The sequence below is a fragment of the Photobacterium alginatilyticum genome (assembly GCF_009910675.1).
GTDB classification, from domain to species: domain Bacteria; phylum Pseudomonadota; class Gammaproteobacteria; order Enterobacterales; family Vibrionaceae; genus Photobacterium; species Photobacterium alginatilyticum.
Genome location: NZ_RSEJ01000003.1, coordinates 77,171 through 93,955, shown reverse-complemented (window position 1 = coordinate 93,955; position 16,785 = coordinate 77,171). Strand labels below are relative to the sequence as shown.

Sequence of the window (16,785 nt, the reverse complement as noted above, 5' to 3'; positions counted from 1 at the left end):
ATTCCTCACTTTGATACAGCAGCACCTTGCTCATAACGCATTAAGGCACTGTTCAATTCAGTGTAAATACGCCCAAGATTATAGTCTGGGGTTCCTAAAATCGCCCCTTCTTTAGCTGACGGATCCTGCTTGGTATACAGCTCCTGTTGAGCCTTACTCAAATCATGTATCCAACTATCACTAGGTCCGAAAGCAAGAATACCTCGTGCATTTGTCTTCGGCTTGTCATAGTGATAGCTCACAGCCTTAATTTGCTCTTCAAGTACCCATTGACTGTCCTGCCACTGTTCAAAATGCCAGCTGCCGTCACCTTGGCTTGTCACTTTGTAAAGTTCATTGCTCTGAGTATCCGGTGATCCGCCTGAGGTCTCATTTTGTTTTCTGGTCGCGACTATGTAGTAAGTATCAAGATCCAGGGAGTGTAAATCCGTATTGTCCCACGTTGGCTGACCAATTGGCGTCGACAGCACTATCGTTTCCATCTCTCCCACCCAATCGGGCTTGAGCTCAAAATGAGCAGAGTTAAGCGGCATTAACTGGGCTAACGGATTATCCGTTGCAGCATCGGCAGCAAAACTGGCCTTTATAATGCAGTCAAAACCATTATCATGTGCCACTGATGTAGTTACAGTCCCCTGTGGATATCCCTCTATCGCAAAAGACGCTTTCGCGATATCCGTAAGGTAATATTGGTCCTTGTCCCAGATTGATTGTGGCCAGAATAATGGGTAGCAATCGCGGTCCTTAAAGCTGATCTCTGCAGTAACGAACACTGTTGTATCATTATCCCAATAGCGATATGCCTTGGCTTCAACCGACTCTAACTCACCATCGAACAAGAATTGCCCTTTTGAACGTTTAACGGCTTGCTCTGCTGCAACCGTATTGTCGTAGAATCGCAGAACTCTCTCTTTCTTGAATCCTTCGTTGTTTTCTTCCTCGGCTTGTTCAAGAACAAAGAAGGCTCCCCAAATCATATCTGGTTGCGGATATTCACTGAAGCTGACACGTCGGACATCGTCATGATAAGTAACAAATACTTTGCCATCTTGTACCTGATACTCACCAAACAAGGTACTCTCTGCGTTTGCTGCCTCACAATCGCTGTTACCCGCCACTACATGTATCTTGCCATTGGCAAATGTTACCTGTTTACAAGCGAGGCTATGCAAGAAATCCGATGCAACGGAGTGCCGCTCAACAAGGTAATACGGCTGTGACTCAAGTTTTGCAATCAAGTCATTGGATGCACCTTTCGCCGGTAATATCTCAGGTACAGAGAATTGAACATCGACAAACTGACGGTTAGTGGCTTCTTGCGCAATGAGAGAGATAATTTGCCCAGTCCCGGCTACCGCTGGTTCACCCTGGACCAATCCTGTATCCGGGTTATAGCTCAAACCAGCAGGCAGGTTGGCAGTAATAATCAGTTCCTCACCTTCAGGATCGCTGAATAATGTATTCGTATTGATGCTGACAGGCTGTTTTTGCTGCCAAAGCTGGCTGGCAATATCACCATTAATCTGATCTTTTACATCTTGATTCACAACAGGCGGGAAATTTTTCTCACTCGGCTTCACTTCAAAATCGAGTGTCAATTTTGCTTTAACGCCATCACTGTCGGTATAGGTAAGCGGTATACTGACCTTCCCAGCTACCTCAGCAACCCCCTTAACCGCAAGCTGAACATAGTACTCACTTGAGTTTAATTCAAACGTCAAGCCATTAACTAGAGTTTTATCCAAGGTAATAGCGGAGAATGAAATAGGTTTGTCGTCATTGAACAGTGAAGGGCCATAAGGTTCAACAATCTGCAAATGGGCGCCATATTCTTCACCTTGGATAAAGCCTGCCTGCTCAAGCTCCAACTCAAGCGCAGCCTTAAGATCCATATTTACTGTAGGTGAATAGTTGATATTCAACTGGCCATCTTTATCTAAAGCCACTTCCGGGACAGGTTTGCTCCAGTCAATGCTATTTATATCTGACTGATAACCAGGAATAGCAACCAAATAATCTGACGCATCTGTTACCACTTCTTTCTGGGACTGAAGTTTCGCCATGAGCTTTGCAACAAAGTGAATTTGAGCCAGTGTCTCTTGCTCAGAACTAGAATCCCTGGCTGATATATAATCCCCCCACACCTGGGTCATCTCAGCATGTTGGTCGAGCAGCAATGTGCGCTTCATCATTGCTTCTACGTCAACCTGCGCTGTGGCAAACATGCCTTGCGTAATTTCAGCGCCTGCCGCAGATTCTTTTGCCAGGGAATAAGCTAGATGGGTATAAGGTGTAACTGCAACTTGGCCAGGCAAGCCATACATTGCAAAGGCATGCTCGACTGTTTGGTTCGGCCGATCACTGTCGATCGTCATCCCTGGCACTGCGGTAACCAATAGCGGGGCATTTTCATTCAGCCTTTTGCCCTTAAGCCTACCGTTTTCATCTGTACGGCCCAGTAGTTCTTCATCGCTACACTGTAAGTCAAGATTGATATCCTCACATACCAGCGCCTTATGCAGATAGCCGTCGATAGCCAGTACGGAAAAATCAGGTTTGGTCTCAACCTGAGGTACAGATGGCTCTGCTGGCGTTGTTTTGCCGTCCCCTCCACCAGAACCACCCCCGCAAGACGTTAGACCAATAGCCATACAAATGGCCAGACTCAGTTTAGCTCTTAACATAACCCCTAACCTTTTCAGTAAAATACGCACATTAATTCATATGCGGTTTTACTAGGGGATATTGTCAACAACAATAGCCACTTTTGATAAACAAGGTTTATATCAAGGCGTCAGCTCATACAGCTGGAGAAATGAGTCGTTTATGCCGCCTTTCCATAACATTGATAGAGCAAAGATGCTAATTAACGCTGAACCAAAGCTCAGCGATATAGGTATTAAGATATCGACACAAAAATACAAGTACGAAAATACAGGAACGAAAAGAAATGGGCTTTGGGAAATATTGGCGAGATTATTTATTTGGGCTCAACGATACTGCCTAACGGAAGCACTTTAGCGCGCTCAATGGCAGCAAATAGAATATCGGGAGAAAGTAGCGCCTTTTGAATATTCATTTTCACTTGTCGACAGCGACTGAATCGCTCCATGCCCTCAATGCTAATGTCACAAATGATAATCGCCAGATCTGCCGATGCTATATCCTCTTCAGATAATGCATTTTCTGTACCTAGCGCCCCCTGGGTTTCGATTTTGATTCGAAAGCCGTGCTTTTGGGCTAGCTTTTCCAGTTGCTCCGCTGCCATATAGGTGTGGGCAACGCCACTGACACAAGCTGTAACAGCAACAAGGCTAAGCTTCGACATAACATTCCTTATTAAATAGGGTATAACGGTATTATTATACCCTATTGGTGTAACAGCCTGATAATACAAACTGTCTGTTAAATCACATCCAGTACAGTTTTATCGTGGCCGTAAATCGCTTCCCAGTCATTCACAAAACCCGCAACACCTGATTCGGTCAGAGGGTGCACCAACAACTGGTCGAAAACATCAGGCGCAATGGTCACCGAATGCGCGCCCGCCAGCGTAACTTCATGAACCTGCTGAACATTCTTAAATGATGCTGCCAGCACTTTGGCATCAAGCTGATAGGTATTGATCAGGTGAACCATTTCACTGGCAACCTGCACACCATTTGAGCAGATATTATCAAGACGGTTGACATAAGGTGCCAGGAACTCGGCACCAGCGACGGCTGCCATCAATGCCTGTTGCGGTGTCAAGATAGCTGTTGCCGTGATCCGAATACCTTCTGCTGCAATCAGCTTCATCGCTTTCAGCCCCTGCGGAGTCACCGGTACCTTGACGATAATATCGTGGTCAATGCCACGTAGTGCCTTGGCTTCTTCCAGCATGACTTCAGCATCCTTGCCCATGACCTGGGCATGTAGCATCCGTTCGCTCCCAATCACTTCGCGGATATCCAGCAATATCTCGCGCAGCGGTCTATTCTCCTTGGCAATGATCGATGGGTTGGTCGTCACACCGGCAAGGGGGTACAGGTCAACCGCCATGGCAATAGCCTCGATATTGGCCGTATCTAGCATATAAATCATCAGTAAACTCCACTCACTTACTATTAAATCTTAAATCCAAACTCACTCAGGCAGTGACTAATGGCTTCCGGGCTGTCGGTAAAAATGATCCCTTGCTTGGCAAGCTTTGAGGTATCAAGACGAACATCCCGTGTTGCCGGCGCGGCGACACCTTCCAGAAGCTGTTCGATACGCGCTTCCTGGCCAAGCTCAACCAAAATATGACGGGCAATATCATACCGACTCAAATCGTTCTGGGCCCCCACATGGTAGGTGCCATAGGGGATATCGAAAATTCTGGCGAATTGGTCAATCAACTCATGCACATAAGTTAACCCGCGAAACTCATTCGTCCGCTCCGCCAGCGTAGTACCTGAAACCAGGTTCTGCAGCGTATTCCAGACCACATTCGGATTAATCGAGGTCTGGCGCTCCGGTAAGCCAAACAGCCAGGTAAACCGGATGATCCAAAGCTCGTCCAGTATCTCCTTCAACAAGCCTTCAGCCTCAAGCTTGTTTTGTCCGTAGACAGTATCCGGCACCGGGGTATCAGTCTCGCTATAGGGGCCCGGCTCTTTATTGCCATTGAAGACTTGTTCGGTACTAATGAAAACAAGTTTGCTACCGTATTGGCGGCATGCCTCGGCAACATTTACCGCCCCGTCAATATTAACCTTGCGGGCGATATCCGGGTGCTTGTTACAAAAGTCCGTCACTGCAATTGCAGCGGCATGAATAACGTAATCCGGCTGTATTTCGGCAAAGGTCGCCATGACTTGCTCTTTATCAGTAATATCGAGCTGCTCAACGTCCGTGGCATAAATATCAAACTGATGCTGGTATGCCTTAATAAAACGAGTGCCAAAAAAGCCATTGGCCCCTGTTAATAGAATTTTCTTTTTCATTAGATTCATCCTCCAATAATGACTCGATACCCTGCAGCTTCAACATGGCGGCGAATCGCATCAATATCACTCGATGTCGGCACCTGCACATCTTTCAACAAGTAGTTCATCTTCAGACTGGTGTATTTATTTGCTCCGTACTGGTGGAAAGGCAACAGGTGGATCTCCTCGATATCAAACGGCTGCAAAAAGCGCAGCACTTTATCAACATTAATCAGGTCCAGGGTATAACCCGGGATTAGCGGAAGACGTGGGATCACAGTGATCCCGGCTTCAACCAGCGATATAAAATTATTAAGCACCGTGGGCAAATCCATCCCTGTTACAGTCTTCGCCCGCTCAGGATCCATGATCTTGAAGTCAAACAGCACTTCATCACACAGCTCACCGAGAGCCAGCAACTGCCTGGCATTGCCCTGCCCGGTTGTTTCAACGGCTACGGGGTAGTTCAGCCCTTTAAGCCGCTTTGCCAGTTCAATCGCAAACGGTGCCTGGGCCATCACTTCACCACCAGATAGCGTCACCCCACCACCGGAAGTACGGTAGAACACGCTGTCTTTCTCGATTTCGGCAATGATTTCGTCATACGACATCTCCTTGCCAACCCGTTCAAGCGCGCCGCTAGGGCACTCATCAATACTCTCCCCAGTATCAAGCACACAATCTGAGCATTGAATGCATTTCGCCTCTCGCTTAATCACCTGCTGCTTCGGCGAACGAGACTCAGGGTTGGCACACCACGGGCAGCTCAGCGGACAGCCCTTGAAGAACACAACCGTCCGGATCCCCAGGCCATCATTGAGCGAATAGCGCTGAATGTTGAACACCCTGCCCATTCGCTCATTAGGCTGTTGGGAAATATCCGGATGAGGCGACATCATCTCAGTACTACAGTTCATGGGCTGTACGGCGGATAATGTCGTCCTGTATTTCCCGGGACAACTCGACAAAGAAAGCACTGTAGCCAGCAACCCTCACCACCAGACCAGCAAAGTCTTCCGGCTTTTCCTGGGCTTTCTTGAGCGTCTCGGCATTTAGCACGTTAAACTGGATATGCTGCAGCTTCAGTTTCATAAACGCATGCAGGAAGTCACACAGCTTGTTAAGCCCCTGCTCGCCTTCAAGCGTGCTTGGTGTGAACTTAGCATTCAGCAGGCTACCGTTAGACAGCAGGTAGTTATCCAGCTTGCTGACCGATTTAAGGACTGCCGTCGGGCCAACTTGATCCTGCCCCAGCATCGGCGACAACCCGCCATCAGCCAGCTGCTCTTTGGCCAGACGACCATCCGGCGTCGCACCGACTACCTCTCCCAAAGGAACATGCGCCGACACTGTGTATGAACCCGGAGTAAACTTGCCGCCACGCGGATTATCGTATTGCTCCACCTCTTTGCAGAACAGGCGCAACAGGTCAGCACTGATCATGTCCACTTCATCAATGTCGTTGCCGTACTTTTCGTAGCGATTGATAAGGCGCGCCCGTACCTTGCTGCCACCTTCATTCTCGAAGTTACTGTTGAGCATCTCGATAAAGTCTGCGTAGCCCATTCGCTGCTCTTCAAAGACAAATTTTTTCAGCGCATGGAGCGAATCTGACAGGTTGGCAATACCAATCCCCTGTACGCCCGAGAAGTTATAGCGGCTACCGCCTTCGGTTATATCTTTGCCCTTATCGATGCAGTCGTTAATGAACGACGAAAGAAGTGGTACCGGCGCCCAGTCGCGATGGCCGATATCGCAGATATTCGAACCGTCGACCATCAGTTTGACGTAATGACGAATGTCCTCGCGGATCTCATCGATAAGGCTGTCATAGCTGACGTCAGAATTATGCTGATTGCGTTTGAGCGCCAGCTCCATCACTTTCAGCAAGTTGAACATGGCGATATCATGCAGGCCGTATGTCTTACCCGGTATCGACAGTTCGACGCATCCGACAACAGAGTAGTCCCGGGCATCCTCAAGCGACACACCGCGGTTGAGGAAGGCCGGAACAACCACCTCATCATTGAAGATCTGCGGGATCCCGGTACCCAGGCGGATAGTCTCCGCTGTTTTTTGCAGAAACTTCCTGTCAATTAGCTCATTGACCCTTACCCCGAGGTTAGGTTGCGGCAACTGGATACTCTGGTAGGCATCAAGACAAAGTGTCGACAGTTCATTGACAGCGCTGTGTCCCGTTTCATTCAGGCCACCCAGCAAAATGGTATAACCGGTCGGAAATCCGGCAAAAAACTTGGCGCTGTTGGTCGAGCGCAGCAACACAATGTCATTGGTCTTAACCCACAGGCTCTCGAGCAACTCCTGCAGCGACGCCTGCGTTTCCCCTGCCGCTAATGACGCCCGATAATAAGGGAGCATATACTGGTCGAAGCGGCCCAGCGACAGCGAACTGGCGTTAGATTCATATTGCAGAATAATGTTCATATACCAGAACAACTGGCACGCTTCGTAAAAATTCTCCGGCGGCGCAATGGCTATTTTTTGCGAGATTCTGGCGATGTTATTCAGCTCGGCGGCTCGCTGAGACTTACCTTCGCGTACACAACGCTCGGCCATTTCATGCGCCAGCTGTTCATAGCGGCAAATATGCCGGGTGCTGGCCTCGAGCAGTATCTGCACGGCCTTATAAAAATGGTTATCGGGGTGTTGCTCTGCCAGAGAAGTCATTTCACCAACCAGAGCGCCGAGACCATTGTTCAGCAAACGATCATAGTCAACAATGATATGCCCCTGTCCTTTGTCGGTCTGGTTAACCGAAAAGACCTTCTGACTGGCTGCCTCTCTGATATCGTCCGGGAACTGGCTATTAATGAAATCCTTCATCGAACGCTGCGACCAATACGGCAACAACGTCTCGCGGTAGATCTGCTTGTCTTGCTCGGAGATGACAAACTTGTCCTGCGGCCGTGAATGGAAGCTATCTAGCTCTTTGTCGATCCAGTATGGGTCCATCTCCGGCGATACAATACCTGCACGGGGTTTGACGGTACGGTTACCGGCAATCAGTTCATCGTCACGGATTGCGATCTCAACATTATCCATGACATAGGCTGTTGCCTTGGCACGGCGAATAATGGTGGGCTGGCCTTCTGTCTGCTGATAACTTTCTGTGTATAGCAACGCCCTTTCCAGAGATATCTCACGCGGGGCGGCGAATAAGTTGCTTTTCAGACGGTTTATACGTTCTGTCGTCATGGTTGTTCACTCTCCTGCAGGTTGAGCCACTGCTCGTGGAGGAAATAAAAGCAGGGAAATTCTCCCTGCTTAATTCATTCTTCTCTACTGAATGTCATTGTGGGAAGTTGGCGGTCACTTATTGTTTATTGAAGAACGCTTCGACTTTCGCCATTACCGCATCAGCACGTTTAACAGCGTCGCTAACACCAATTCGGACCACTGTTTTGCCTTCAAAACGATCTTCGTTCTTAATACCGATATCTTTAGTCAGAATGACCAGGTCAGCGGCCTGAATATCAGCGGCCGTCAGCTCGTTTTCGATACCGATAGAACCCTGAGTTTCAACCTTGCACTCCCACCCTTTACCTTTAGCCGACTGGGAAATGGATTCAGCGGCCATATAGGTATGAGCTACGCCAGACGGACACGCGGTTACTGCAATAATCTTTTTCATCTTGATCACCAATTCTTTAATACAAATACTTATTCACTTGTTCAGTCAGCCAAGACACATCACTTCATATCCGATACTGTCTTGGCCCATCAATTAGTTGATTTCGAAATCAATATCGATATCGTCTTCTGTCTCTTCTACTTTTTCCTGAGGGCGGCGTGCTTTAAGAAAGTTGACCAGCAATGCTGTCACCACAGAACCTACAGCGAGAGCGATGATGAAGCTAAATCGACCTTCGACAACCGGCAGTACAATCAGACCACCCCATGCGGCGTAGCTTTTGACACCCAGAATCGCGGCAGTCACGGCACCGGCAGCAGTACCAATCATGATGGAAGGAATAACACGTAGCGGATCGGCGGCAGCAAATGGAATCGCACCTTCGGTGATCCCCATTGTGCCCATTAGGATAGAAGCACGGCCCGCCTCTTGTTCGTTGGCGTCATACAGTTTTTTGCCGATGAATGTTGCCAGCCCCATACCAATAGACGGAACCGCAACTGCAACTGAACTGATACCGGCCACATCATATAAGCCTTCACCGACACAAAGAATTACGAACGCATAGGCCACTTTGTTTACCGGACCGCCCATATCGAAGGCAATCATCATCCCCATGATGGTGGCAAGAACAACAATGCTTGAACCCTGCATACCTTTAAGGAAATCAGTCAACGAAGCCGTTAACGCACCAATTGGTTCACCGATCCCCCACACAATTGCCCCTGCCGTAATGAAGGTGCCGATAATAGGGATTACAAAGATAGGCATCACCGAACGGGCAAACGCGGGCACTTTTATCTTCTTCAGGTAAAAGACAACAATACCACCGAGCAAACCGGCAAAGATGGCCCCGAAGAAGCCGGTGTTATACATGTTCGCCCCGATAAAGGCGGCGATAGCCGATGGTGCCAGCGCCGAACGGTCGGCAATCGAGAAACCGATATAGGCAGCAAGGATAGGCACCATTAACTGAAAACCGGCGACACCAATAAAGAACAAATCGTGCAGCCAGGTGCCTTCTTCAGGTACTGCACCTTCACCGTAAATCATGACCGATGCCGCCAGCAGGATACCGCCTGCAACAACAAACGGGATCATATGGGAAACACCTGTCATTAAGTGTTGCCGGGTGTTTTTTAATATTGTTATTAAATCTTTCATTGCCTCTTCTCCGTTGAGAGCTTTCGTTTCGCTATTAACTATGGAGCAGAGTCAGAAGGGCTGGGAGTAGAAAAAAAAGCACTAAACTGGATTATTGTTAGATCGCAACCAAGCTGTGATCTAGCGCACCCAGTTATCGCTTTACTTAACCAAAAATAAAACCAAATGGTTGAAAAACAAAAGCTTTATTCTTATTCCTTTGTTTCCACCTCAAATGTCAAGGCTTGTTCAAGTTCATAGAATCGAGTAGATATTACAATAATCCAGTAGATGTGATTATTTTCCCATAGTCGCCACTAGCAACTCGGCATATTGTCATTACATAAATCAAAAACGGGTTGTTACTCGAATAAGCAGCAACTCAATGAAAGGTACTGACGATGACACAAACACTCACTTTTACCTGTGAACTGCCAAACGGTGTTCATGCCCGCCCAGCCAGCCATGTCGAGCAGTTGTGCAATACTTTTGTTGCCGATATCAAATGGGAAAATACCCGAACAGGCAATATCGCCAATGCCAAAAGCGTTCTCTCGTTAATCGGCACGGATACTCTGCAGGGAGATGAGTGCATTATCACGGTCTCTGGCGAAGATGAAGCGCAGGCAATAGAGAAAATTACCCACTTCATCAAAACTGACTTCCCCCACTGCGACGAAGCACTGGAAACAACAGAAGAAACGGGTGACTTTGCCCCGCTTCCCCGCAATCTCAGCAACCTCAACCCGGTCATTGTGCGTGGTCACTCGGTCAGCTCAGGGCAGGGCCGTGGCAAGCTGATCCAGGCTGGTGGCATCAACTTCGACAAATTTACCACTCTGCCTGCCTCAAAACGGATCGATGAAGAGCAAAGCGCCTTGGGCAGTGGTCTGGAGCAACTACGCAACGCATTAGTGCTTCAGCAAAAAGCTGACAACGGTACGGCCGTGGCAGTCATTGATGCCCACCTTTCCATCCTGCGTGACGAAGAGTTCAGCGCCAAGCTGCTGAGTGGTATCTCCGAGGGAAACAGTGCTGCCGAAGCCATTATCGCAACAGCCAAACATTACGGTAAGCAGTTGCAGCAATCATCCAGTGCCTATCTTCGTGAGCGCGAACTGGATATCCGCGATGTCTGCTTCCAGCTACTCCAGATGATTTACGGCTCGAGCAAGTTTAGTTGCGATAACTCACTGACAGAACCAAGTATCTGCCTGGCCGATGATCTCACGCCAAGCCAGTTTCTTGAGCTGGACAAATCTTTGCTCAAAGGGTTGGTATTAACCCACGGCGGCAGCACGTCCCATACCGTGATTCTGGCTCGTTCTTTCAATATCCCGACCCTGGTCGGTATTGAAGAAAGTGCCCTGAGTCCTTTTGTTAATCAGGAAGTACTCATCGACTGCAAAAAGGGTGTTGTGATCACCACAATTACCCCTGAGCTGGAGCGTTATTACCAGGAAGAGCTGCGGGTCAATGATATTTTGGATGCCCGCCATGCCGAGTACCGCAACCAGCCGGGCCGTACCGCGGATGCCATCAAGCTGGAAGTCGCGGCAAACATTGCCCATGCCATCGAGGCTGAGCCGGCCTTTAACAACGGGGCTGAAAGTATAGGTCTGTTCCGTACCGAAATGCTCTATATGGATCGCACCACCGCCCCGGATGAAGACGAGCTATACAATATATTCTGCCAGGCCCTGGAGGCTGCCGGTGATAAGTCGATTATCATCCGCACCATGGATATCGGCGGCGACAAACCGGTCGATTATTTAAATATCCCGACCGAGAACAACCCGTTCCTTGGCTACCGTGCGATCCGTATCTACGAGGAATACATCAAGCTATTCAAAACCCAGCTACGGGGTATTTTGCGAGCATCGGCGCACGGTTCACTGAAGATAATGATCCCGATGATTTCCTCTGTGGAAGAAATACTGTGGGTCAAAGACGTACTGGCCGAAGTGCGTCAGGAACTGCGAAAAGAAAAAGTACCGTTTGACGAGAAGATCCCGCTCGGCATCATGCTGGAAGTGCCTTCTGTCGCCTTCATCATCGACCAGTGCTGCGAAGAAATCGACTTCTTCTCGATTGGCTCGAACGATCTGACTCAGTACCTCATGGCCGTAGACCGCGACAACGCCAAGGTAACCAAAACCTATAACAGCCTCAACCCGGCCTTCCTGCGCACCTTGGATCATGTCGTCCGCGAAGTACATCGCCACGGCAAGTGGATTGGCCTGTGCGGCGAACTGGGTGCCAAGGGCTCTGTACTGCCATTGCTGGTTGGCCTTGGCCTCGATGAAATCTCGATGAGTGCCCCGTCAATCCCTGCGACCAAAGAGCGTCTTTCCAAACTCGACAGCCGCGAGTGCCGCCAGCTACTCAACAAAGCCATGGCATGCCGGACCGCGATGGAAGTCGAGCACCTCTTGGCACAGTTCAGAATGGCACAGAGCGATGCACCACTCATTACCACCGAATGCATTGTGCTCGATGCGGAGCTTGGCAGCAAAGAAGAGGTGATCAAGACACTGTCTGACAACCTGTATCTGGCCGGACGCTGTCGCTACCCCGACAAGCTTGCCGATGATCTGTGGGCACGAGAGGATGTCTTCTCGACCGGACTCGGATTCGGCTTTGCTATCCCGCATACCAAGTCGGAGCATATCGAGCAATCGACCATCAGTGTCGCCAAGCTCGCCAAGCCTATCCTTTGGGGCGACGACGAGGCACAGTTTGTGATTATGCTGACCCTCAACAAGCACGCTGCCGGTGATCAGCACATGAAGATCTTTTCCAAGCTGGCGCGGAAGATCATGCATATCGATTTCAGAGACAGCCTTCAGAAAGCAACCAGTGCCGAGGAAATCGAACAGCTGCTTCAAAGCGCCATTGCCGACTAGGTAGTACTTACTTCGGGGGCCAACACCACTCTTCACGGCCCCCTCAACCCGGATATTACTATGACTTCTATTAGAACGGCCCAACACCCAATTAACCATTAATAAGGATTTTGCCATGATTTCAACAACGATTTTTCCCGGCCGATATGTCCAGGGCAAAGACTCTCGTAAGTTGCTGGGCGAAGAACTCGCTCGTTTCGGCAGCAAAGGCCTTCTCATCTGTGATCCGTTTGTATATGACAACCTTCGCCATGAGTTCGAACCCTATATCAGCAGCCAGGTAGAGATCGACGTCGTACGTTTTGAAGGGGAATGCTGTGACGAGGAGATCGCCAGACTGGTCGAGCAGTTGAAAGCCTTCGACGGTCAGTTTGTTGTCGGCCTTGGTGGCGGAAAGACATTGGATACCGCAAAAGCCACAGCCTTTGAAGCCAAAGTGCCGGTCGCCATTGCTCCGACTCTGGCCGCCAGTGATGCGCCATGCAGCGCCTTGTCTGTGATTTACACCCAGACAGGCGAATTCAAACGCTACCTGGTACTGCCGACTAACCCGAACCTGGTACTGGTCGATACCCAAATCATTGCCAACGCCCCGACCCGCCTGCTGGTTGCCGGAATGGGGGATGCTCTGGCAACCTGGTTCGAAGCCGAGTCGTGCAAGCAGAGCTTTGCCACCAATATGACAGGCCGGTTTGGCTCCATGTCAGCCTATGCACTGGCTCACCTTTGCTACACCACCTTGCTGGAATATGGTGCCAAGGCAAAATCAGCCAATGATGCCGGCGTAGTGACTGCTGCCCTTGAGCATATTATCGAGGCCAACACCCTGCTCAGCGGGCTGGGTTTCGAAAGTGGTGGTCTTGCCGCCTCGCATGCGATCCACAACGGCCTGACGATAATCGAGCCTACTCATGCTTACCTGCATGGTGAAAAAGTTGCCTTCGGCGTTCTTTCATCTCTGTTCCTGACTGACAAGCCAGCAGCGAAAATCAACGAAGTCTTTAACTTCTGTGAAGCTGTCGGACTGCCTGTCACCCTAGAACAAATTGGCCTGAAAGCGGTCACTGACGAAGAACTCATGGCCGTAGCCGAAGCCAGCTGTGCCGAGGGGGAGACCATTCACAACGAGGCAATGCCGGTCACCAAGGAAATGGTATTTGCCGCGCTGAAAGCGGCTGATGCTGAAGGCAGACTACGCCGTCAAAAGGGCTAACACCATAATGAATGATCTACTCACCGAATTGCTGGCCGAAGAGAGTCGACTGCAGTTTGCCTATTTCAACCACCAGCGCGCATGGGAGCTCGGTTGCGCGCTCAAGGAAGCGGCCGAGCAACTTAACGCCAGTGTCGCTATTGATATTACGGTAAACAATCAGTGCCTGTTCAGCTATGCCATGCACAATACCACCATTGACAACTTGGAATGGATACGTCGAAAACGCAATGTCGTTCATCGTTATCAGCATAGTTCGTGGTATATGGGGAATTATTACAAAGCGAAAGAAAGTACAATTGAGAATAGTGCTCTGATCGATCCGCGAGAATTTGCGCCCTATGGCGGCAGTTTTCCGCTGACGATCCGCAATACCGGCGTCATTGGGGCAATTTCAGTCTCGGGATTACCGCAAAAAGAAGATCACCGGCTTATTGTCAATGTCCTGGAGCGCTTTCTCGACCCACATGAAACACAGGAAAATTGTGCATGATACGCCACATTCTACTGATAGAGCTCAATCCCGAAGCCAGTCCCGAGCAGGTTGATGCCGTCAGGCTTGCTTTCGAGCAGATCCCCGGACAGATTGAGGGCGTTACGGAAGTCGAGTGGGGAGTCAATGACAGCCCCGAAGGCAAAAACCAGGCTTTCACCCATTGTGTCTTGATGACCTTTGAAGACGAGGCTGCCAGACAGGCCTACCTTCCTCACCCAAAACACGAAGCGCTGAAAGTCATTTTTCGTCCGATCATCAAAAATCTTATCGTCTTCGACTATAGTCTCTGACCAATAATTAAGGTTTAGCACAATGAAGTTTAAAGCTCTCAAACTTGCCATCCGCGACTGACGCTTTCCACTATACGACCAAGCCCTATCGAGGGCTTGTTACTTTAAGGGACCTTATGCAAGATTCACGTTTTATTGCCGACATTCATGATGACACTATTATCGGGTTTGGCCGGGACGTTATTCAAACCGAGCTCAACGAAGCCCAACAGCTGTTGCAACGCCTGAAGACAGACTTCGCCGAAGCCTGCAGACTCATTGCCCAATGCCAGGGCAAAGTTATCATCACCGGTATCGGCAAATCCGGCCATATCGGAAAGAAAATTGCCGCCTCGCTGGCCTCGACGGGTTCTCCTGCCTTCTTTGTTCACCCGGCCGAGGCATTGCATGGCGATCTGGGGATGGCGACCAAGGGCGATCTCATCATCCTGATTTCCTATTCCGGCGAAGCCAGCGAGTTCAAGCTCATGCTACCAAGGCTGCAGGAGCTCGAACTAAACACCATTGCAATGACCGGCAATCACTCATCATTTCTGGCCACCAGTTGTGATGTCATCTTGGATATCAGCACAACCAAAGAAGCCTGCCCGCTCGGCCTGGCTCCGACTTCCAGCGCCGTCAATACCTTGATGATGGGCGATGCGCTTGCTATCTCCGCCATGAGGATGCGTAACTTCGACCACCATGACTTTGCACGCTCTCACCCGGCAGGCAGCCTGGGTGCCAAGCTCCTGTTGAAAGTCGATACAGTGATAGACACAGCGCTGGCATCACCGCAGTGCTCGCCCCACAGCACGCTCGTGGAAGCCATCTCGCTGCTCTGTGCCTCCGGCTTAGGCCTGCTCGCCGTGGTCGAGAACGAGAAGGTTGTCGGGGTATTCACCGATGGTGATCTACGCCGTGCGCTGGCCAAAGAATCTGCCCTGAACCAGAGCGTCGGTGAAACCATGACCCGCAACTTTATCTCATCCCGACAAGGAGAACTCTGCAGTCATGCTCTTACAATAATGCTGGACAACAGCATTACGGCATTACCGGTACTTGATGACGAACAACGCTTTCTGGGTGTGATCAACCTGACTCAGCTGCACAAAGCCGGTATTTATTAATCGGCAAATAAGGCTGCGACGCACGAAACATAAATACAACAAAGATCACACATGGAAAACAAGTCAACATTAATCCAGTAAATCTAACTTATGAGCTGATTATCACTTGCGCATGATTCCTTAGGATTGAGTTAACACCAAGCCATAACAAAAAGAGGATCAGCCAATGAGTAAGATAGCCAGCCAACATCTAACAGCCCTGGGTGCCGATATTGCATTGTCTCCAACAATGATTGACGAATTGGACACCCACGGCTTTACCATCGTACCCAACATGATTGAGCCAGACTGGCTTGATGAAATGCGCAGAACCTTCGATGCTTTAGTTGAACGCGAAGGTCAGGATTTAGCCAGAGAACACCACACAGAGGCAACAGTGACCCGTGTAGCGAATCTCATCAACAAGGGAACCGTTTGGGAAAAAGTCTGGAGCCACCCTTTGCTTCTTGCCGCGGCCAAGCACGTTTTCGGCGGCGAGTTTCGGGTATCAAGCCTTAATGGCCGAGAAGCGCACCCCGGCGGTGGCCACCAGCCCCTCCATGGTGACTGGAAACAACCAAGACCCGACTTCCCGAGAGTACATGTTCTCAACTCCATTTGGGCCATTGATGATCTAAGTGCTGAGAACGGCTCACCACGAATTATTCCCGGCACACACAATCGCCCCGAACTTCCCGAGGAAGCCTTGCAAGATCCCGATGCCCCGCACCCCGACGAAATCATCCTCGAATGCCCTGCAGGCAGTGTCATGATCTTCAACGCACACACATGGCATGGTGGCACCATTAACCATATCGGTAGCCGGCGCCGTGTCCTGCATGGCTATTTCACCCGCCGTGATGATCCGCAGCAGCAGGATCAGCGTCGCTGGATCACCGAAGCGACACTTAGCCGCCTGACCCCGGCACAAAAGTGGCTGCTTGATGTAGAATAATCTGTAGGATTGCGACAGTCAGTAATATTGCCGAGCTTCTGTATAGCGTTCAGAAGCTCGGCGATTCATGACATATTATTTTGGCAATTACCG

The 16,785-nt window shown here is 49.8% G+C and carries 14 protein-coding genes; 6 read left to right on the top strand and 8 right to left on the bottom strand.

Going from position 1 to position 16,785, the window contains the following annotated elements:
* Positions 1–5 precede the first annotated feature (5 nt).
* The 8 genes from EIZ48_RS04230 to EIZ48_RS04195 form a co-directional block, all read right to left on the bottom strand.
* Complete coding sequence (locus tag EIZ48_RS04230) at positions 6–2,684, bottom strand: Ig domain-containing protein (protein ID WP_160648849.1); 2,679 nt, start codon at positions 2,682–2,684, stop codon at positions 6–8.
* A gap of 296 nt (positions 2,685–2,980) precedes the next feature.
* Positions 2,981–3,328, bottom strand: a complete 348-nt coding sequence (locus EIZ48_RS04225) for a PTS fructose transporter subunit IIB (RefSeq protein ID WP_160648848.1) — start codon at positions 3,326–3,328, stop codon at positions 2,981–2,983.
* A gap of 77 nt (positions 3,329–3,405) precedes the next feature.
* Positions 3,406–4,083, bottom strand: a complete 678-nt coding sequence (locus EIZ48_RS04220) for a fructose-6-phosphate aldolase (RefSeq protein ID WP_160648847.1) — start codon at positions 4,081–4,083, stop codon at positions 3,406–3,408.
* Positions 4,084–4,106: 23 nt separating this feature from the next.
* Positions 4,107–4,967, bottom strand: coding sequence for an SDR family oxidoreductase (locus EIZ48_RS04215; protein ID WP_160648846.1), 861 nt, complete (start codon positions 4,965–4,967; stop codon positions 4,107–4,109).
* A 5-nt stretch (positions 4,968–4,972) separates the two neighbouring features.
* Positions 4,973–5,866, bottom strand: a complete 894-nt coding sequence (locus EIZ48_RS04210; protein WP_240152862.1) for a [formate-C-acetyltransferase]-activating enzyme — start codon at positions 5,864–5,866, stop codon at positions 4,973–4,975.
* On the bottom strand, positions 5,856–8,165 hold the full coding sequence (locus tag EIZ48_RS04205) for a formate C-acetyltransferase (protein ID WP_160648845.1): 2,310 nt from the start codon (positions 8,163–8,165) through the stop codon (positions 5,856–5,858). Before EIZ48_RS04205 ends, EIZ48_RS04210 begins: the two co-directional genes overlap by 11 nt.
* Before the next feature lie 118 nt (positions 8,166–8,283).
* The gene (locus EIZ48_RS04200; protein ID WP_128784777.1) at positions 8,284–8,601 is read right to left on the bottom strand and encodes a PTS fructose-like transporter subunit IIB; all 318 of its coding nucleotides are present in this window, start codon (positions 8,599–8,601) and stop codon (positions 8,284–8,286) included.
* Between the two features lie 93 nt (positions 8,602–8,694).
* On the bottom strand, positions 8,695–9,765 hold the full coding sequence (locus tag EIZ48_RS04195) for a PTS fructose transporter subunit EIIC (protein WP_160648844.1): 1,071 nt from the start codon (positions 9,763–9,765) through the stop codon (positions 8,695–8,697).
* 380 nt (positions 9,766–10,145) lie between these two features.
* Between EIZ48_RS04195 and ptsP the strand changes: the two genes are divergently transcribed.
* The 6 genes from ptsP to EIZ48_RS04165 all read left to right on the top strand — a co-directional run bounded on the left by ptsP (position 10,146) and on the right by EIZ48_RS04165 (position 16,692).
* Positions 10,146–12,650, top strand: coding sequence for a phosphoenolpyruvate--protein phosphotransferase (ptsP, locus tag EIZ48_RS04190; RefSeq protein ID WP_160648843.1), 2,505 nt, complete (start codon positions 10,146–10,148; stop codon positions 12,648–12,650).
* 115 nt (positions 12,651–12,765) lie between these two features.
* Complete coding sequence (locus EIZ48_RS04185; RefSeq protein WP_160648842.1) at positions 12,766–13,863, top strand: glycerol dehydrogenase; 1,098 nt, start codon at positions 12,766–12,768, stop codon at positions 13,861–13,863.
* A gap of 7 nt (positions 13,864–13,870) precedes the next feature.
* Positions 13,871–14,356, top strand: a complete 486-nt coding sequence (locus tag EIZ48_RS04180) for a heme-degrading domain-containing protein (RefSeq protein ID WP_160648841.1) — start codon at positions 13,871–13,873, stop codon at positions 14,354–14,356.
* Positions 14,353–14,649: a Dabb family protein gene (locus EIZ48_RS04175; RefSeq protein WP_160648840.1), complete on the top strand. Its 297-nt coding sequence runs from the start codon at positions 14,353–14,355 to the stop codon at positions 14,647–14,649. Before EIZ48_RS04180 ends, EIZ48_RS04175 begins: the two co-directional genes overlap by 4 nt.
* Positions 14,650–14,765: 116 nt before the next feature.
* Positions 14,766–15,758, top strand: coding sequence for a KpsF/GutQ family sugar-phosphate isomerase (locus EIZ48_RS04170; RefSeq protein ID WP_160648839.1), 993 nt, complete (start codon positions 14,766–14,768; stop codon positions 15,756–15,758).
* A gap of 166 nt (positions 15,759–15,924) precedes the next feature.
* The gene (locus EIZ48_RS04165) at positions 15,925–16,692 is read left to right on the top strand and encodes a phytanoyl-CoA dioxygenase family protein (protein ID WP_160648838.1); all 768 of its coding nucleotides are present in this window, start codon (positions 15,925–15,927) and stop codon (positions 16,690–16,692) included.
* Positions 16,693–16,785 lie beyond the last annotated feature (93 nt).